General features: G+C 65.5%; 19 protein-coding genes. 5 read left to right on the plus strand and 14 right to left on the minus strand.

Annotated elements, in window-relative coordinates:
* From hypB to H6955_01275, 9 genes are all read right to left on the minus strand, one after another.
* Positions 1–888, minus strand: a complete 888-nt coding sequence (gene hypB / locus H6955_01235; protein MCP5312147.1) for a hydrogenase nickel incorporation protein HypB — start codon at positions 886–888, stop codon at positions 1–3.
* 56 nt (positions 889–944) lie between these two features.
* Positions 945–1,559: a [NiFe]-hydrogenase assembly chaperone HybE gene (gene hybE, locus H6955_01240; protein MCP5312148.1), complete on the minus strand. Its 615-nt coding sequence runs from the start codon at positions 1,557–1,559 to the stop codon at positions 945–947.
* On the minus strand, positions 1,559–1,843 hold the full coding sequence (locus H6955_01245) for a HypC/HybG/HupF family hydrogenase formation chaperone (protein ID MCP5312149.1): 285 nt from the start codon (positions 1,841–1,843) through the stop codon (positions 1,559–1,561). The genes hybE and H6955_01245 overlap by 1 nt, the downstream gene beginning before the upstream one ends.
* Entirely contained in the window at positions 1,834–2,391 is a 558-nt protein-coding gene (locus tag H6955_01250; GenBank protein MCP5312150.1) for a HyaD/HybD family hydrogenase maturation endopeptidase, read from the minus strand. Before H6955_01250 ends, H6955_01245 begins: the two co-directional genes overlap by 10 nt.
* Before the next feature lie 92 nt (positions 2,392–2,483).
* Positions 2,484–4,187 carry a nickel-dependent hydrogenase large subunit gene (locus H6955_01255; GenBank protein ID MCP5312151.1) on the minus strand — a complete coding sequence of 568 codons (1,704 nt, stop codon included), beginning with the start codon at positions 4,185–4,187 and terminating at the stop codon, positions 2,484–2,486.
* 26 nt (positions 4,188–4,213) lie between these two features.
* Positions 4,214–5,368, minus strand: a complete 1,155-nt coding sequence (gene hybB / locus H6955_01260) for a Ni/Fe-hydrogenase cytochrome b subunit (protein ID MCP5312152.1) — start codon at positions 5,366–5,368, stop codon at positions 4,214–4,216.
* Positions 5,365–6,333: a hydrogenase 2 operon protein HybA gene (hybA, locus tag H6955_01265; GenBank protein MCP5312153.1), complete on the minus strand. Its 969-nt coding sequence runs from the start codon at positions 6,331–6,333 to the stop codon at positions 5,365–5,367. Before hybA ends, hybB begins: the two co-directional genes overlap by 4 nt.
* Before the next feature lie 14 nt (positions 6,334–6,347).
* Positions 6,348–7,466, minus strand: a complete 1,119-nt coding sequence (locus H6955_01270; GenBank protein ID MCP5312154.1) for a hydrogenase small subunit — start codon at positions 7,464–7,466, stop codon at positions 6,348–6,350.
* Between the two features lie 292 nt (positions 7,467–7,758).
* Complete coding sequence (locus H6955_01275; protein MCP5312155.1) at positions 7,759–8,481, minus strand: hypothetical protein; 723 nt, start codon at positions 8,479–8,481, stop codon at positions 7,759–7,761.
* 237 nt (positions 8,482–8,718) lie between these two features.
* On the opposite strand from H6955_01275, the gene H6955_01280 reads away from it, so the two are divergent.
* The 3 genes from H6955_01280 (at position 8,719) to H6955_01290 (ending at position 11,806) form a co-directional block, all read left to right on the plus strand.
* Entirely contained in the window at positions 8,719–9,297 is a 579-nt protein-coding gene (locus H6955_01280) for a hypothetical protein (GenBank protein MCP5312156.1), read from the plus strand.
* Positions 9,298–9,577: 280 nt separating this feature from the next.
* The gene (locus tag H6955_01285) at positions 9,578–10,075 is read left to right on the plus strand and encodes a hypothetical protein (protein MCP5312157.1); all 498 of its coding nucleotides are present in this window, start codon (positions 9,578–9,580) and stop codon (positions 10,073–10,075) included.
* Between the two features lie 315 nt (positions 10,076–10,390).
* Positions 10,391–11,806, plus strand: a complete 1,416-nt coding sequence (locus tag H6955_01290) for a DUF4157 domain-containing protein (GenBank protein MCP5312158.1) — start codon at positions 10,391–10,393, stop codon at positions 11,804–11,806.
* A 295-nt stretch (positions 11,807–12,101) separates the two neighbouring features.
* On the opposite strand, the gene H6955_01295 is transcribed toward H6955_01290, so the two are convergent.
* Positions 12,102–12,722, minus strand: a complete 621-nt coding sequence (locus tag H6955_01295; protein ID MCP5312159.1) for a hypothetical protein — start codon at positions 12,720–12,722, stop codon at positions 12,102–12,104.
* A gap of 423 nt (positions 12,723–13,145) precedes the next feature.
* On the opposite strand from H6955_01295, the gene H6955_01300 reads away from it, so the two are divergent.
* Positions 13,146–13,385, plus strand: a complete 240-nt coding sequence (locus H6955_01300; GenBank protein ID MCP5312160.1) for a heavy metal-binding domain-containing protein — start codon at positions 13,146–13,148, stop codon at positions 13,383–13,385.
* Between the two features lie 221 nt (positions 13,386–13,606).
* Positions 13,607–13,927, plus strand: a complete 321-nt coding sequence (locus H6955_01305) for a heavy metal-binding domain-containing protein (protein MCP5312161.1) — start codon at positions 13,607–13,609, stop codon at positions 13,925–13,927.
* 7 nt (positions 13,928–13,934) lie between these two features.
* Here the strand turns inward: H6955_01305 and H6955_01310 are convergent, their stop codons facing one another.
* From H6955_01310 to H6955_01325, 4 genes are read right to left on the minus strand one after another with little or no spacing between them, the layout of a single operon-like run.
* Positions 13,935–15,386, minus strand: coding sequence for a sigma-54-dependent Fis family transcriptional regulator (locus H6955_01310; protein MCP5312162.1), 1,452 nt, complete (start codon positions 15,384–15,386; stop codon positions 13,935–13,937).
* A gap of 3 nt (positions 15,387–15,389) precedes the next feature.
* A complete protein-coding gene (gene hypA / locus H6955_01315) occupies positions 15,390–15,731 on the minus strand; it encodes a hydrogenase maturation nickel metallochaperone HypA (GenBank protein MCP5312163.1) in 342 nt (113 codons plus the stop codon).
* On the minus strand, positions 15,724–16,929 hold the full coding sequence (locus H6955_01320; protein MCP5312164.1) for a nickel-dependent hydrogenase large subunit: 1,206 nt from the start codon (positions 16,927–16,929) through the stop codon (positions 15,724–15,726). The genes hypA and H6955_01320 overlap by 8 nt, the downstream gene beginning before the upstream one ends.
* Positions 16,930–16,960: 31 nt before the next feature.
* Positions 16,961–17,152 carry a hypothetical protein gene (locus H6955_01325; GenBank protein MCP5312165.1) on the minus strand — a complete coding sequence of 64 codons (192 nt, stop codon included), beginning with the start codon at positions 17,150–17,152 and terminating at the stop codon, positions 16,961–16,963.
* Between the last annotated feature and the right edge of the window lie 45 nt (positions 17,153–17,197).

Raw genomic sequence — 17,197 nt, forward strand, 5'->3', positions numbered from 1 at the left:
CTAGCTACCGATAGCCGCCAGCGCACGCGTCGCGCGAATCCACTGATACCAGTCCGCCATCCCTTCGCCCGAGGTCGCGGAGACCCGCAGCACCTTGATGCCGCGGTTCACCCGGCGCGCATACTCGATGCACCGGTCGACATCGAACTGCACGTAAGGCAACAGATCGACCTTGTTCAACAACATCAGGTCGGCGGCATGGAACATGTCGGGGTACTTAATCGGCTTGTCTTCACCCTCGGTGACCGACAGGATCACGACCTTGTGTGCCTCACCGAGATCGAACGCCGCCGGGCAGACCAGGTTGCCGACGTTTTCGATGAACAGCACGCTGTCGTCGACCGGCTGCAGGTGCTCGATCGCATGGCCGATCATGTGGCCGTCGAGGTGGCAGCCCTTGCCGGTATTCACCTGCAGCGCCTTGGCCCCGGTCGCACGGATGCGCTCGGCATCGTTAGAGGTCTGCTGGTCGCCCTCGATCACCGCGATGTCGACTTCGTCCTTCAGATCGTCGATCGTGCGTGTCAGCAGCGTGGTCTTGCCCGAACCCGGACTGGACACGAGATTGAGGGCCAGGACGCGATGCTCGCCGAACCAGCGGCGGTTGGCATCCGCGTAGGCATTGTTCTTCGCCAGGATATCGGTCTCGATCTGCACCATGCGTGCCTGGCTGAGCCCGGGGGCATGCGCACCGGCCGGCCCCTGACCGTAGTCGTGGGCGTGATCATGGGCATGGGCATGGGCATGGGCATGGTCGTGGTCGTGGTCGTGGTCGTGGTCGTGGTCGTGATGGTGACCCTGATGCGCATGCCCGTGCGCGTGATCGTTCGCCGCACCCGGCTCCTCGATCCGCGTCTCGCCCTCACCGCAACCGCACACCGTACACATCGCTCGCTCTCCGCTAGTTGACCGTCGCCCGGGCCGCGGTGGTGATCCGCAGCCGCTCAGCCCTCCCGCAGCCGACCCCGCAGCAGGTCCCGCCGCGAGATCATTTTACCCTCAACCCGCACGCCGATGTCCGCGAGGCGGCGCGTCGGCCGGCGCTCCACCTCCACCAGCCGTCCCTGCTCGAGGGCCTCCAGGTCGATCTCCGGGGTCTCCTCACCGCGCATGATACGCCCCAGCAGCTCCTCGTCGACCGGCTCCGGTGCGCCGCGTGCCGCTGGCGCCATCAGGTCGCGCAGGAAGGCCTCGGCGGCCGCCAGCGCGTGCGCCTGGCTGACGAACTCGCGCATCGGCGAGAACAGGGAATGGGTCTGGCAACGCCCCAGGCCGTCGATCTCGTTGACCATGAACTTGTAGGTCCCCGAGGGGAAGTCGTGCGGCTGCTTGTGGCCGAGTTCCAGCGCGTCCCAGTCGTCACCTGCCCGCGGCAGCATCACCAGGTTCATCAACCACGGGGTGACCAGCACGCCCAGCACCCGCCCGGCGTATTCGCGGAAGCCGACGGTCTCGACACGCAGCGCGTCGTTGAGCAGTGGCAGCCCGGCCATCTGGTCGCGGTGGATGCGTTCGAAGGTCGCGGCGATCACCTCGCCGGCCTGCATTGGATCACCCATCATCCTGTCTCCCTCGCCGACCCGAGGCCGGGGAAATAGTGATCGACGTCGATGGATTCGGCGCCATTCATGATCTCGCGGAGGCCGTCGAGCGCGCGGTTGATCTGGTCGGCGTCGTCGGCACTGATCACCTCGCGCGCCCAACCCAGGAAGTTCAGCACCCAGGTGCCGGCCGGTTGCATGCCGACCAGCAGCATGTGCACGTGCTCGTCGCCGTTGCGCCCACGGCACAGGGCGGTCGCCGCGCCCGGCTCTATGACCTGCACCGGCACCCCTAGGCACATGCCGCGCGCTCCAGTTCGGCCTGGCGCCGCCAGTGTCCGGTGCCGGCCGCGGCGCGCGGGTGCAGCGTCACGCCAAGACCGGCAAGCTCCGCGACCAGGCGCTCGACCATCCCGTCCAGCCCGGCGGTCGCCTCGGGGGTCAGACCGAGCCGGTTCTCCAGCGAGTGCGGCACCATGCCGATGATCGCGATATGACGCGGCGACTCGCCCTTGAACGCGAGCAGCGCCAGCAGGTCGGACAGCCCGAGCTGGTGGTTCGACAGCTTGGTCTGGAAGAACGCGCGGATCTCGTCGTTGGCGATGCGCAGCAGCGAACCCGGCGGCAACGCGGCGTTCACCGCATCGGCGACGATCAGGCTGTGGCAGCGGCGCATCGGTTCGAACAGCTCCATCCCGGTCGTGCCGCCATCCAGCAGGCGCACCCGCGCCGGTACCCGATAGCGCTGTTCCAGTTCCTCGACCGCACGCACGCCGATGCCCTCGTCCTGCATCAGGACATTGCCCATGCCGATCACCAGGATCCCGTCGTCACGATCGTCGTCTGTCATCCGTCCGCTCCCGTGCTGGTTGCCTACCGGCGAAGTGATGTCCGTCGGACGCGACGCTGCCGATGCGCCCGCCCGGTCCGCCGCCATCACCGTCACAATGCCTTCACCTTCACGATCTCGGTCTGCTCGGTGTCGAACATGTGGATCGCGCAGGCGATGCACGGGTCGAACGAGTGCACCGTGCGCAGCACCTCGAGCGGGTTCTCGGGATCGGCGACCGGGTTGTCGAGCAGCGACGACTCGTAAGGGCCGATCTGGCCGTCGGCGTCGCGCGGACCGGCGTTCCAGGTGCTCGGCACGACCGCCTGGTAGTTCTTGATCTTCGCGTCCTCGATCACCACCCAGTGCGACAGGGTCCCGCGTGGGGCCTGGTGGAAGCCGACCCCCTTGATCTCGCCCTTCGGGAAGACCGGGGCGTTGAAGGTGTCGAGGTCGCCCCTGCCGATGTTGTCGACCAGGTTCTGCCACTGGTCCTTGAGGGTGTCGATCATCACCGCGCAACGGACCGCGCGCGCGGCATGCCGGCCGATGGTCGATTCCAGTGCCGACAGCGGGACCTCGGAGAGCCCGGAGACCGCCTTGATGGTGCCGATCGCCTCGTTCAGGTACTTGGTGTAGCGCGCGTTGCCGCCGGCCACCGCGACCAGGACGTCGGCCAGCGGGCCGACCTCGGCGCGCTTGCCGTAGAAGGTCGGCGCCTTGACCCAGGAGTACTTGCCGTCGTCCTGGAAGTCCGTGTACTCGGGTTCGGTCTCGCCGACCCAGGGATGCAGCGCGGCCTCGCCCTGGTACCAGCTGTGCTTCGAGCTCTCGGCGACACCGTCGCGGAAGTAGGCGTCGTTGAACGTGGTGATCGGTTTCAGGGCCTTGAGGTCACCGTTTTCGATGTAGCCCCCGGGCAGATCGAACACCGTCCCCTTGCTGTCCTGCGGGCAGTCCGGCACGGTCAGGTAGTTGTTCACGCCGCCGCCGACCTGGGTCCAGTCGAGGTAGAAGGCGCCGATCGCCGGGACGTCGACCAGGTAGGTCGACTTGATGAAATGCTCGAGCTTGTCGATGAAGGTCCTGATCAGCATCAGGCGCTCGATGTTCAGCACCGACGGCGCCTCGTGGCTGATCGAGTTACTGACCCCGCCGACCGCGACGTTCTGGATGTGCGGGCTCTTGCCGCCGAGGATCGCCACGATCTTGTTGGCGTAGTTCTGCACGTCCAGCGCGTTCATGTAGTGCGCGACCGCCAGCAGGTTGACCTCCGGGGAGAGCTTCATCGCCGGGTGACCCCAGAAGCCACTGGCGAACGGGCCGAGCTGTCCGCTGCCGACGAACGTCTTGAGCCGGTCCTGCACCGCCTTCATCTCGTGCGGGCCGTTCAACGGCCAGTCCGACAGCGACTCCGCGAGCTTCGCGGTCGCGACCGGATCGGCATCCAGCGCGGAGACGACGTCGACCCAGTCGACCGCCGACAGATGATAGAAGTGCACGATGTGGTCCTGGATCGCGTGCGCGCACTGGATGATGTTGCGGATCAGCTGCGCGTTCAGCGGGACCTCGAGCTGCAGTGCGTTCTCGACCGCGCGCACCGAGGTGATCGCATGCACCGTGGTGCAGACCCCGCAGAAGCGCTGCGTATAGGTCCAGGCCTCGCGCGGATCGCGCCCGACCAGGATCTTTTCGATACCGCGCCACATCTGCCCGGAGGACCAGGCCTTGGTGACCTTGCCGCCGTCCACCTCGACGTCGATGCGCAGGTGGCCCTCTATGCGGGTGATCGGGTCAACGGTGATGCGTGTCGTCACAGGGAGTCTCCTCGTATGCGCCGGCGTCAGGCGCCGGTAACGGATGGCTTGTGCTCGCGCGGCAGGACCGGGAAGGTCTTGACCACGAACAGAAAGACCATGATCTCGATCGCCACCAGGCCGACCGTCACCATGATCTCGGGCAGTGCCGGGAAATAGCTGTAACCGGGACCGGGATCGAAGGTGATCAGAAAGGCATTGAAGCGGTACAGGGTGCCGGCCAGCAGCATGCTGACCGCGGCATACAACAGCCGGGTGGCGTCGGCACGACCTCGCGGCGAAGACAGCACGACCAGCGGGTACACGAACAGCGCCGTCTCGATCAGGAACATCAGGCTCGCCAGGTCACCGGCGAAGATCAGCCCCAGCTTGCCGCGCACCAGGATCTCGCCGAAGCGCAGCACCAGGCACACGCCGATCAGGCCGACGATGATCCGACCCAGACCGGTCAGCAGGTGGGTCTCCGGGTGGCGGGCGAAGCCGACCGACGACAACGAGCCCTCGAACACCACGATCGCGAAGCCCATCGTGAATGCGGTGAGCACCGCGAGCAGCGGCTGCAGGTGCAGGGTCTGCCACAGCGGATGGACCTTCCAGCCCATCGCGATCAGCATCGTACCGAGCGACGACTGGTGCATGGTCGGCAACAGCACGCCCAGCGCGATCACGAAGAACAGCACCTTGTTGAGCCTCTTGCGCCACGCGTCGGCCCGGAAACGCTCCAGCACCGTCGGCAGGAACTCGATCGCCAGCACGACGATATAGGCGCTGACGCACAGGCCGACCTCGAGCATCACCGAGTTGAAGTTCATCTGCCAGGGCAGGAACAGGTTGTAGAACTGCCACCAGCGGCCCATGTCGATGATCGCGCCGAGTCCGCCGAGCCCGTAACCGAGCAGGCTGGCGAGCAGCGCGGGTCGGATCAGCGGGTGGTACTGGCCCTTGTTGAAGATGTACACGGTCACCGCCAGCGCGTAGCCGCCGCAGGCCAGCGCGGTGCCGACGACGATGTCGTACACGACCCAGATGCCCCACGGGAATCCGCCGTTCAGGTTGGTGACCGCACCCATGCCGTTGACGAAGCGCTCGGCCAGGTAGTAGAGGCCGACCACGGCGAGTACGCCGAGCAGCAGGAACGGCAGCGTGACGATCCGGCGTTGGAGCGGTTGATAATGACTCACTGGTCGTCCCCCTCGTCGTCGGTATTGCGCTTCACCAGCCAGGTCAGGCCACCGAGCACGACCGCCGGCAGCGCCATGTAGCTGTACAGGGTGTGCTGCACGGTCTCCGAGATCGACACGTGGGAACGCTCGCCGAGCGGCGGCATGCCGAGCCTGTCGAACGGGATCGCCGAGACGTGCATCACGTTGGTGCCGCCCGCCTCGTGTTCGCCCCAGACGTGCTGCTGGTACACCGGCACCGCCTTCTCGTGGAAACTGTCGGGCTGGCGCACGTCGCCGCGCGGGTAGTTGTAGGTATCGCCCGGTTTCAGCGCCATGCGGCGCTTCGCCTCCTCGAGCAACGCGCTGCGCGAGCCGAACAGCGTGGCACCCGTCGGGCAGGCCTCGGCGCAGCCGGTCATCAGGCCCCGGTCGATGCGCTCGACACCCTTCTGGTTGCAGAACTGGCACTTGTGCAGCTCACCGAACGGGTTGCCGTAGTCGAACTGCGGGACGTTGTACGGGCAGCCGGTCATGCAGGTGCGGCAGCCGATGCAGGCGTCGCGGTCGTAGCTGACGATCCCGGTGCGCGGATGCTTGGTCAGCGCGGTGACCGGGCACACCGAGACGCAGCCCGGATCGACGCAGTGCATGCAGCTGCGCTTCTCGAACGCAAAGCCGTCGACCACCGCGTCCTTGGTGACCGGCTGGCCGTTCGTGTAGACCTTGATGACGTTGTAGGTCTGGTGCGACAGGTCCTTGGCCGAGTCGTATTGCACGTCGCCGTCGAGCACCGTCGGCGGCAGCTCATTGACCCGCTTGCAGGCCGAGACGCAGGCCTTGCAGCCGACGCACAGCGTCGAGTCGAACAACATGCCGACCGCCTCCGGTGCCGGCTCCAGGTTCGGCCGCGCAGCGGCGTGGCCGCTGCTCAGTGCCGCTGCCGCACCCCCCAGGGATGCGCGCAGGAAGTCTCTGCGGTTCATCGTGCCTCCCCCGCTCATTCCTGGTCCGCGTCCTTGTTCAGTCGCCGGCCGGCGACCGCCGAGGCACCGAGCACCGCCCCGACCGCGGCACCGGCGACCGCCGCGGTCGCCACGGTCGCGTGGCTGGTCCCCTCACGCGCGTCGATGGTCGGGAAGGCGTTCGGTGGCGTGTGCGTCTTGACGTCGGACAGGCTGAACAGGGCCTTGTGGAAACCGGTGCCCTGCTCCGAGCAGCCGAAGCACGGATGCCCGACCCCGATCGGCCAGACCCCGCCGCCGACGTTGTTGAACTCGAGGCTGGGACAGTTGTTGTAGGTCTCGGGCCCCTTGCAGCCGAGCTTGTACAGGCACCAGCCCTTGCGATGTCCCTCGTCGCCGAACTCGGTCGCGAAGCGGCCGGCATCGAAGTGCGGCCGGCGATAACAGTTCTCGTGGATCAGGCGTCCGTAGGCCCACTTCGGCCGCCCCTTCTCGTCGATCGGCGGCAGCTTGCCGTAGGTGACGAAGAACAGCACCGTGCCGATGAAGTTGGCCGGGTTGGGCGGACAGCCGGGGATGGTCACGACTGTCTTGTCGCTCAGGAACTGCGGCGCGCCGACCGCGCCGGTCGGGTTCGGCGTTGCCGACTGCACACCGCCCCAGCTGGCACAGGAACCGTAGGCGACAATGGCCGCGGCATGTTCCGCGGCCTCGCGGGTCGCGTCCATCATCGTCTGCCCACCGATCTTGCAGAAGATCCCGTTCTGCGCCAGCGGAATCGCACCCTCGACGACCAGCAGGTACCTGCCCTTGTTGGCCTGCATCACCTCGCGCTTGACCGCCTCGACGTGGTGGCCGGCACCGGCGTCCAGCGTCTGGTGATAGTCGAGCGAGATCAGGTCGAGGATCAGGTGTTCGAGGCTGGGCTGTTCGGCACGCAGCAGCGCCTCGGTCGGGCCCGTGCACTCCTGACCGTGCAGCCAGATCACCGGGGGCCGCCGCTTGCGATCGGCCACTGCCTCGGCCATCGCGTAGGCGGCGTTGTTGCCGAGCCCGAGCGATGCGGCGACCCCGGCGCAGAACTTCAGGAAGGTGCGACGGGAGACCCCGAGCCGCTGTTCGATTGCCGTGTAGTCGAAACTGTCTTCCTTCATGGTCCCCCCAGGTCCCGATCGGCCGCGGCCGGTACGTGTGATGCGGGGGCTCGGGCAAGATCTGCGCCAGGAATCGATTTCGCTGTGCAGACAGCGGCTTAGGTTCACACCCTGAGGGACGGGCCGGGGCCGGACCGGCAACCGGGTATACGCCTTGAGAGCGATCGCGGAAACCTGCTTTCCAGGGCGGCGCGTCGCGCTCGGCTGTTCCCCGGAGGCCGCGAAGGGGGGTCCGTCGGCCTGCCTGTTTCAGCGTATCGGGGGCCGCAGCAGCGATGTGGAGATGCGCAGGCTAGTACCAGCTGCCACCCGGTTCCACGGCCCCGGACAACAGGTCGGCGATGAAGCCCGCCGGGTCCGGCAGCGCGCTGAAGTGGCGGAAGCTCTTCACGCCGAACGCCGCCGGATCGAGGCCGTAATAGACCCACGAGATCTCCGCGGTGTCCGCGAACCCCGGCATCGGGTAGTCATCGAGGATGCGCTGCCGCAGATCGGCATCCATCGTCGCGAGCTGGACCACGTAGGCGAGGTACTCCTGTGTCAGCGGCACCATGCCCGTTTCGCCACGCCGCTCGACGACCACATGGGTGGCCTCGTGGGCGACGAAGCTGGTGTACAACGCGACGTCCATCGGCACGCGGAACGGCGACTGCTCCGCGCACAGCTCGCGTGCCCGCGCGAGGGTCAACAGGTCGATGCGGTCGGCCGCGGTGTCGTACTGACCGATATGGGTCCCCTGCGCGCCCATCGGCCCCTCGGTCAGGCGCACCCGAAACGCCTCCTCGACCGGGATGGCATGGCGGCGGAAGAACCCGACCGCGCGTCGCAGGCCGTCACAGACCAGTTCGAACTCCGTTGCCGAGGCGCCGGCCACATGGAGGTCCACACCGGGACAGGCCGCTGTGATGTCCGTGCCGGCGGCGGTCGCCGGCCCGCGGAGCGGCAGCAGCGCCGCGAGCACGGTGGCCGCCAAAGCGCAGGGACCGGGGAGATTCGGCAGGTAAGGACGTGGCATACCTGCACCCTAACGCAGCCGATGCGCGGCGACCAACAACACCGGCGCTCGCGCTGCCCGCGATGGGCCACCACGCTGATGCATCTGGGCCCTTCAAACTGGGACGGCTTTGTAATTCCCTTTCAGGCCCTTGCCGACCCGTTGCTGCCCTCCGATGGCGCCACCTTGACGGTCGGCAAAGCGACCTGAGCGACGTTCGATCGCAGCGAGTATCCCCCTGAAAAGTCGAGGGGTTTCATGGGTTATTCGGAACAGACCACGCCCTCAAAACTTTGCAGGGAAACCAAGGACTTCTCTTCACAGTTCTGCTTTCTTCAAGCCGAGATAGATCAACGTGGTTTCGAGGAAATTTCTCGACCGATTTATCTTTGGCGACCCAACAAAAACATCCTTGCCATCTTCCACACAACAGGAATCATTGGTTCCGGAGCATTTGATGATTATGCCCTTGTCCCTGACGAACACTTCAGCGGCCTGTTCACACTCGAAAAGCCAGACGTCGCGCCCGAAGTGCTTGCTCCTGCATGCGATCAAATCGGGATTCGGGCAGGTGACGCAAATATTGCTGGCATAGAGCGGGTTGGGGTCTGCCATGGTTTCAGTTTCCCGGTTAGCGACCTTGCTAGTAAGCATAGCCACCTCGCTACCCTAATTCTCTCTCCTGCGACCAAAACTGCCGCCCAGGCACAGGCAGACTGCGAGGACGTTTCCGACACACTGCGCGCAAAAAAACCGCTGAAATCTGCCGACACCTCTCGACTTGATCCGACGAACCACACGACTGTTCAGCGGAGATGTAAATTTAAGCGCAGGTAGAGTGAACATTCGCAGGCGCCTGTGTGTGGCTGCTTCGTCCACGACTGGCGTGCTGCGCCGGCTTGAGCTGCACGATGCACGGTCGCGGCAATGTCGGTGCGGCGCTGATTCGACATTTCGAGACCGGACCGAAAGTCGGCGTAACCTTGCGACAAAGGATCGGTCATGCAACGCCCCGCGCCGTTTTTTTGTTGCGCATCGTAGCGGACGTACGCCGTGTATTCGCCGTCGTCTTCTTGATAGTGGGCGTAGACGGCGATCGACTAGACGGAGGAATCGAATGGGACGCAGGACCCTCGCAACGCTACTCACCTTGTTCGGTCTATTCGCGGTCGGCGGCGTGCTCTACAAAGAGCGCTTCAGTCTTCGTCTGATGCTGTTTGGTGAACACGCCAGCGGGGTCATCGTCAAAGCGCTCGACGTCGATGAGCAGAACCTCTCGCACTCGCGTTACAACCTCGGCGGCTCCGGACCCACAAGCGTCTCCATCTACCATCTGATCGTGCAATTTGCCGGGCCGGAAGGGACTTCTGAATCGACAACACGGATGAACTCTTACGAGATCGATGATCTCGTCGGAGGTACGTTCAACATCGAGCCGATACGTGGAAGGACGGTCGATGTACGTTACCTGAAACGAGAGCCGTCGATCAGCGAGGTGGTACACCCGCTGCCCTGGGAGACATTTTGGTACCCGCTGCTGATCGGCGTAGTCAGTGTCGTGGGGGGAGGCTTGCTGTCGCGCAATCCCAAGGTAACTGCACCACCCAAGGCGTAACGCCCTGAACCACGAAGTCGGTATCGAACAATCTGACGGGCTCCAATGAAGTGTGCGAAATCTGCCATCTCCCTGCAAAGATGGAGGCCCGAAAAACGACATAGGCTATGACCATAGTGCGCTGGTTGCCGGTCGTCGGCCGGGGCAGCTGGAGGAAAGGGCCCTTCGTGCTGCCGATACTTCATGCGGCGGGCGTTGCACTAAGCTTGCATTCACAATCCCGGCAAGATAGGGAATTCGGACGCACGCTGATCCACAAATGAACTTCGCATTCGATTCCCATTCGACTTCGATGGAACGAAAAGGAGTTAGACGATGCGTATTGCACAATCGCTGTCCAGGGTTTCGGAAGCTGTCCGGCCCAAGCTGGCGAATCCAACGAATTCCACGGTCAACATGCCGCGGAACACCTACGAGCAAGATGCCGATCGCGCCGCCGATCTGGTGCTGCACATGACGCACTCGGCGGTTGGCCGTTCGGGAGGACCCGAGCCACAAAGTGCCGGCTCGACGCATGAAATCGGTTCAGAGGCACATGTTGCCGACGACGCGGGCAATCTCACATCCGGGCTTGGCCAGGGGGCGCCGTTGGACACTGCCAGCCGGGCCTTTTTTGAACCACGTTTCGGGCATGACTTCGCCAAGGTACGCGTGTACGCCGATGATGCAGCCGCTGAGGCCGCTTCAAGTCTGGGTGCCCGTGCCTACACGCGTGGATCTGACATTGTGTTCGGCAAAGGAGAGTTCGATCCGCGCTCGCTGCATGGGAAACGCCTGCTGGCACACGAGTTGGCGCACATCGTGCAGCAAAGACCTGTCGTTGGCGTACACGCTGAGGGAGTAAAGGGTTCGTCGTTCGAATCAGTGGCACCTGTCGCGGTACGGAACGCGCCGCGCGCGATGATCTATCGCGAGCCAAGCGAACCCGAACCAGGCGCACTCGATTTCGAGCGCGTCGGCAACGAAGCCGGAACGGCCGGTGCAAAGGGCGCGATTCCCCGCTTGGAGCGACTCGTCAGCGGCGCGGCCGTCACCCGCGCCCTGGCAGCGATACCCATTACCGATGCCGCGCAAAAGAACATTGTCATCCAGCAGATACTCAGTACGCCCGAAGCCCTGCGCAAGGTGGCGGAAGCTGGGAACGTGCGGTTCTTGTCCCAGGAAGAGTACGAGAACGGGATCAAGTACCTTGGCTTCCCGGGCGGCGCTTCGGCATTCGCCGATCCCGGCAACGATTTTCTCTACATCACGCCGCTAGGCACGCCCAGTGGGTTCGTGCTGGGGCACGAGGTCAGCCACATTCAGACCGGCCCCGTGCGCGCAGCCGCTACCGAAACTGATGCCGACGCTGAGATGTCCATCAAGTTGGGCATGCTCAACACCGAAATTCGCGCCGCTTTTGTCGACTTTGCGTTCGTGAAGCTGCAAGCGATGCACCAGCAGATCAACGCCGGCGCGAGTGAAGATTCGGCTGTGGCGGCCTTTGCACAGGACTATTCGAGCGAGATCTTCACCTACATAACGGACCATGGCTCAGTCGGTTCCGCGCTTGGGAAACTGGCAGTCTTGGTGAGCGAGCGGCGTGGGAAAGAAAGCGTCCCGACGAATGGCGAAGCGCTGAAGAAAGCCGCCGCGAAAGGCTATGTCAGTGAGGCAGATCTGCCGTCGATGTTTTCTCACGAGCCGAATCCTTTCGAGATGGACGACTCCATTGAGATCGATGGCCTGTGAGGGTGCGACCTGCGCCAAAGGGTCGGTGGGTCGTTTTTTTGGCGCATCGCGTGGAGTCGTAATGGTGCAACGCGGATCGTCCAGGCATTCCGGCGTATCGTGAACCTCGACGCCGGGCGCCGCGTGGATCGGCTCCAAATCCTTCGCGATCCCTTTGCGCTCTTTCCGCGACGCGGACTACCGCCTTAACCAATGCAAATCGATCGGGCGCACCATCACGACACTTCACGTCGAGCATCGGGTGTCGGGGGATGAACCGCTCGCAAGGGGACACGGCTCATCCCATCGAAAGCCCTCACTTCGCTCGGTAGTGCTTCTCGCTGAAGCCCTCGTATTTCTCGACGAGTGTGCCGGTATACTTGTTCACGACCTGGATCCGAAGAACCGTGTATGCGCCTTGGTTCGGCGCGCAGTTGTTGATGTGCCGCATCTGGACCCTGAACTCTTCCGGGTTGGACGCGTTGCGAATCGCCTTTGCGGGATCGGTATAGGGTTGATGCGTCTGCCGGCTGTACGGAACGCAATTGATCACGTATTTGAAGTCGGCACCCTCTCTGATCGTCCACGGCCAGTTCTCGACCTTCAACGACTGTAGGCCGCGATTGGTCGGTATCGACACCAATGCACGCTCTCGTTCCTTGTAGGCTTCATCTATTTCGCCGAGTTGCCTTTGCAGGTCCGCGATTATCCGCCTGCACTCTTGTGGTGGCGGTGTCGACCCGCCTCCAAAACATCGCGTGAACCGTTCCCACAACTCCTGGCTTTTTTGAAACTTCACCCGCATCTCGGCTTCCTGCCGTCTAAGATCCGGTTCACGGACGATCATCTGTTCGAGTTCACCCGCCGATGCGGCCTGAACGGCAATGCCAACGATGGCGAAACTCAACAGCATCACTTTTCGCAAGATCGCTTCCATCTTGCATCCCTCCTTCCCGGTTCTGGCCCATCCTCACCTTCAACGCTCAACGAAAAGGCGAGTCCACCAGCGCCGCCCGTTCCTGATGAACTGCGGCCTATTTCCAGAATCGACCTAAATGGCGTGGAATGCCTTGATACCCGTCAACGGGCTAATGAGCACGCCTGCATCGGGGAGGCAGGCCGCATCCATGTTGGCCTGAGGACCTCGGGGCCGCCCCTCGCCGAAATCGGGGGTGAACGCTCCCGGAATCCGCGACCTGTTACACGGTCTTCAGATTGATGGGTCGATGCAGATCGGCGTGGCAGCCCCTTGGCTCAGGCATACGGATGCCAACCCCGCCCGTGCTTGCAGCGGTGCACGCCGCCGCCCAAGATGGTCCGGAACGGACAGTCCGGTAGCGCAGGCGACGAGGTGCAGCAGATGATCCTGACCACGACCCCGAACATCGACGGCCGAACGATCACCCAGTATCTGGGCGTCGTCGCCGGCGAGGCGATCCTCGGCGCGAACCTGTTCCACGACCTGTTCGCCGGGATCCACGACATCGTCGGCGGCCGCTCCGGCGCCTACGAGAAGGAACTGCGCAATGCCTTGATACCCGTCAACGGGCTAATGAGCACGCCTGCATCGGGGAGGCAGGCCGCATCCATGTTGGCCTGAGGACCTCGGGGCCGCCCCTCGCCGAAATCGGGGGTGAACGCTCCCGGAATCCGCGACCTGTTACACGGTCTTCAGATTGATGGGTCGATGCAGATCGGCGTGGCAGCCCCTTGGCTCAGGCATACGGATGCCAACCCCGCCCGTGCTTGCAGCGGTGCACGCCGCCGCCCAAGATGGTCCGGAACGGACAGTCCGGTAGCGCAGGCGACGAGGTGCAGCAGATGATCCTGACCACGACCCCGAACATCGACGGCCGAACGATCACCCAGTATCTGGGCGTCGTCGCCGGCGAGGCGATCCTCGGCGCGAACCTGTTCCACGACCTGTTCGCCGGGATCCACGACATCGTCGGCGGCCGCTCCGGCGCCTACGAGAAGGAACTGCGCAAGGCACGGGAGATCGCGTTCCAGGAGATCGAGGACGCCGCCGCGGCGCTCGGTGCGAACGCGGTGGTCGGCATCGACATCGACTACGAGGTGGTCGGCAGTCGCGGCGGCATGCTGATGGTGAGCATCAGCGGTACCGCGGTGCGCCTGGCGTGACCGGATGTCAGTCGCCGCCGCGATCGAGGCGGTAGCGATCCAGCTTGTTGCGCAGCCCGACCCGTGACAGGCCGAGTTCCTCGGCGGCGCGGCTCTTGTTCCAGCGATGGCGGATCAGGGCCTCGCGCAGAATGCGCGCCTCCAGCGCCTCGACCCGCTCCTTCAACGATCCATCCAGGCCAGCCATCAGGTCGGTGAGCGCCTCGTCGGCGCGCGGTGCGGCGCGCAGCACCCGCGGGCTCAGCAACGCGGCCTCGAGGACCGGTGCGCCGCTCATGACCAGCATCCGCTGGATCTCGTTGCGCAGCTCGCGGACGTTGCCGGGCCAGTGATAATCCTGCATGCAGGCGATCGCCTCGTCGCTGAAGCCCTCGCTGGGCTTGCCGAACGCACGCACCGCCTCGTCGAGCAGGCACTGGGCGATCACCACGATATCGCCGCGCCGCTGCCGCAGCGCCGGCAGGTGCAGGCGCACGCCAGCCAGCCGGTAGTACAGGTCTTCGCGGAAACGGCCGGCGCGGATCTCCTCGGCGAGGTCCTTGTTGGTCGCCGCCACGACGCGGACGTCGATGCGGCGCCGCTTCTCGCTGCCGATCGGGCGCACCTCCCCTTCCTGCAGCACGCGCAGCAGCTTCATCTGGAAGGTCGGTGAGGTGTCACCGATCTCGTCGAGAAAGATGGTGCCGCCGTCGGCCTGTTCGAACAGCCCGACGTGCTCGCTGACCGCACTGGTAAATGCGCCGCGGCGATGCCCGAACAGCTCGCTCTCGAGCAGTTGATCGGGCATCGCCGCGCAGTTCTCGGCGACGAACGGCCGGTCCGCGCGGTGGCTGTTGTAGTGGATCGCACGCGCGAACAGCTCCTTGCCGGTGCCCGACTCGCCGTCGATCAGCACACTGATGTCGTACGGCGCGATCTGCGCCACCTGTTCGCAGACCGCATTGATCGCGCTGTCCGGGGCACGCACGATGCCGTCCAGGCGGTAGCTGCGCTTGAGCCGGCTGCGCTGCTGGCCGACGCGCCGTTCCAGCGTCGGTGTCGCGACCCGCATCTCCAGCGAGAGCAGGCTGTTCTCCTGTTGCAGGCGGTACAGCTGGCAGGCGTTGCGCACGATCAGCGTGAGATTGTCCGGATGCCAGGGCTTGGTGACAAACTGGTAGATCCCGGCGCGGTTGATGCCGTCGATGATGTCATCCGGATCGGTATAGCCGGAGATGATCATGCGCACCACCCCCGGCCACTGCTCGCGCACCCGGGCGAGGAAGGCGACACCGGTCTCCTCGGGCATGCGCTGGTCGGCGAGGATCGCCTGGACCCGCTCGCGTTCCAGCAGCTGCTCGGCCTCGGCCGCGCTCTTCGCGGTGAACACCTCGAACTCCTCGTCCAGCGTGCGGGTCAGGGTCTGCAGCGACAGCGGTTCGTCGTCGACGATCAATATGCCGGGGCGGGTCGTGGTCATCGTCTACTCGACCTCGAGGTCCTTGATCCGCATCGCGTCGCCGTCGACCACCTGTAGCTGGTAGCTGCCGCACAGCGGGCAGGCGTCGAAGCGCTGCCGCACCTCGACCTCGCACCCGCACGGCAGGCACCAGGCACGCCCCGGCAGCTCGATGATCTCGAGTGCGGCGCCGTCGGCGAGCGAGCCGTGCGTGACCGCATCGAAACCGAAGCGTATCGCCTCGATCTCGACGCCGGACAGTCGGCCGATCTCCAGGCGCACCCGGGTGACCCGCGAGAAGCCCTGGCGCTGTGCCTCGTCCTCGATGATCTGCATGATCGACTCGCAAAGCGACATCTCATGCATCGTCGAAGACCTCGATGTGCGATTCGACGCAGGGATCGATGGCATCCACGAGCAGGCGTGCCCGCTGCACCAGCCGGTCGTCCGCCGGCAACGTCTGCAGCCCGAGCGCCAGCGCGCCCTGCGGATGGAAGTTCCACTCGGTCGGCGCGAGGATCCGGTAGTCGGCGACCCGGCCATCCTCCAGGCGCAGCCAATGGGCCAGCTGACCGCGCGCGGCCTCGACGCGGGCGATCCCGACCCCGCTGACCGCGCCGCCCGATGCGCCGGGTCCGGCGGCGGCCAGCACATCGATCAGGGCGCGGATCTGCGCCAGCGTCTCGGCCAGTTCCACGACCCGGGCCAGCAGCCGGGTCAGCAGGCCGTTGCCGTATTCGCTGGCGGATTCGGCGACCAGCGGGTTGCCGCGGCGCCGTGCCAGCGCACCGGTCTCGAAGCAGGCGCCGTCCCACTGCGGCGCAGCGACGAAGGCATCGCCGTCGATCGCCGCGAGGCGCGCCGCCAGCGCAGCGGCTTCGATCTCCGGGAGCGGCTCGACGCGGCAGCGGCCACGTGCCGCCTCGTCCCCTGTCGCAAATGTGCGCAGCAGCCGCACCGCGATCGCATCGCCGTGCGCCACCCATTGGAGCAACGGCTGCAGATCCGTGATCGACCGCCAGCGCGCCAACCAGGCCTGCGCCGGTTCACCGATCGCGACCGCCGCCAGGCCTTCGACCTCGTCGGCCAGGCCGAGCAGCGCGCTGCGATCCGGTTGCAGTCGACCGCCCCCGGGCAGGAAGGCATCACCGTCCGGGTACAGCGCGCGCTGCCACGCGGTGCGCATGCGTCCGAGCGCGCCGAGGCCGGCCGCCACCGGGGCCACGCCCAACCCGTCGGACCAGCCGAGCAGGATCCGGAACAGGTGCTCGCGCGCGGTCTCGGCCGCGACCAGCAGCGACCGGGCGTTCGTGTGCGCTGGATCGGCGGGACTGCCGGACACCGCCTCGACCGCCTGCACCGCGGCGCAGGCCTGCGCGGTCGCACAGACGCTGAACACCATAGGCAGGGTCGTCATCAGATAATCGACCGGGCGCCCCGCGAACAGGCGGCGCGCGATGTCGGTCGGGCGCGACGAGCGCAGCTCGACCGCGTCGACCCGCCCGGCGCGCGTCGCGAGGCGCACGCTGATCGCGCCGGCCGGATGCGCGGCGCCCGGCGTCATGCGGTCACCCGCGCGCGCGGCGCCGAGGTGATCAACCGCGCCGCAGTGCCCGCACGACCAACAACGCCACCGCGCCGACCAGCAGGACGCCGAGCAGGTGCTCCAACGACAGGTGTGGATGCAGGTGGGCGATCAAGTGCGGCCCCTCGTGGGCCGAGACGGCGCCGCTCACCCCGAACAGGCTGCTGGCGATGACCGCATGGGACGCTGGACTGGCTTTCATGGCGCGAACTCCCCCGCATCGGCCCACGACCGGGCCCTTTGTCGA

The organism is Chromatiaceae bacterium, assembly GCA_024235395.1.
Taxonomy (GTDB): domain Bacteria; phylum Pseudomonadota; class Gammaproteobacteria; order Chromatiales; family Chromatiaceae; genus Thiosocius.

What these genes read in the sequence shown, in the direction of transcription:
- hypB (MCP5312147.1), bottom strand. Translation starts at nt 888, where the DNA reads ATGTGTACGGTGTGCGGTTGCGGTGAGGGCGAGACGCGGATCGAGGAG.
- hybE (MCP5312148.1), bottom strand. Translation starts at nt 1,559, where the DNA reads ATGGGTGATCCAATGCAGGCCGGCGAGGTGATCGCCGCGACCTTCGAA.
- H6955_01245 (MCP5312149.1), bottom strand. Translation starts at nt 1,843, where the DNA reads ATGTGCCTAGGGGTGCCGGTGCAGGTCATAGAGCCGGGCGCGGCGACC.
- H6955_01250 (MCP5312150.1), bottom strand. Translation starts at nt 2,391, where the DNA reads ATGACAGACGACGATCGTGACGACGGGATCCTGGTGATCGGCATGGGC.
- hybA (MCP5312153.1), bottom strand. Translation starts at nt 6,333, where the DNA reads ATGAACCGCAGAGACTTCCTGCGCGCATCCCTGGGGGGTGCGGCAGCG.
- H6955_01270 (MCP5312154.1), bottom strand. Translation starts at nt 7,466, where the DNA reads ATGAAGGAAGACAGTTTCGACTACACGGCAATCGAACAGCGGCTCGGG.
- H6955_01275 (MCP5312155.1), bottom strand. Translation starts at nt 8,481, where the DNA reads ATGCCACGTCCTTACCTGCCGAATCTCCCCGGTCCCTGCGCTTTGGCG.
- H6955_01280 (MCP5312156.1), top strand. Translation starts at nt 8,719, where the DNA reads ATGGGTTATTCGGAACAGACCACGCCCTCAAAACTTTGCAGGGAAACC.
- H6955_01285 (MCP5312157.1), top strand. Translation starts at nt 9,578, where the DNA reads ATGGGACGCAGGACCCTCGCAACGCTACTCACCTTGTTCGGTCTATTC.
- H6955_01290 (MCP5312158.1), top strand. Translation starts at nt 10,391, where the DNA reads ATGCGTATTGCACAATCGCTGTCCAGGGTTTCGGAAGCTGTCCGGCCC.
- H6955_01295 (MCP5312159.1), bottom strand. Translation starts at nt 12,722, where the DNA reads ATGGAAGCGATCTTGCGAAAAGTGATGCTGTTGAGTTTCGCCATCGTT.
- H6955_01300 (MCP5312160.1), top strand. Translation starts at nt 13,146, where the DNA reads ATGATCCTGACCACGACCCCGAACATCGACGGCCGAACGATCACCCAG.
- H6955_01305 (MCP5312161.1), top strand. Translation starts at nt 13,607, where the DNA reads ATGATCCTGACCACGACCCCGAACATCGACGGCCGAACGATCACCCAG.
- H6955_01310 (MCP5312162.1), bottom strand. Translation starts at nt 15,386, where the DNA reads ATGACCACGACCCGCCCCGGCATATTGATCGTCGACGACGAACCGCTG.
- hypA (MCP5312163.1), bottom strand. Translation starts at nt 15,731, where the DNA reads ATGCATGAGATGTCGCTTTGCGAGTCGATCATGCAGATCATCGAGGAC.
- H6955_01320 (MCP5312164.1), bottom strand. Translation starts at nt 16,929, where the DNA reads ATGACGCCGGGCGCCGCGCATCCGGCCGGCGCGATCAGCGTGCGCCTC.
- H6955_01325 (MCP5312165.1), bottom strand. Translation starts at nt 17,152, where the DNA reads ATGAAAGCCAGTCCAGCGTCCCATGCGGTCATCGCCAGCAGCCTGTTC.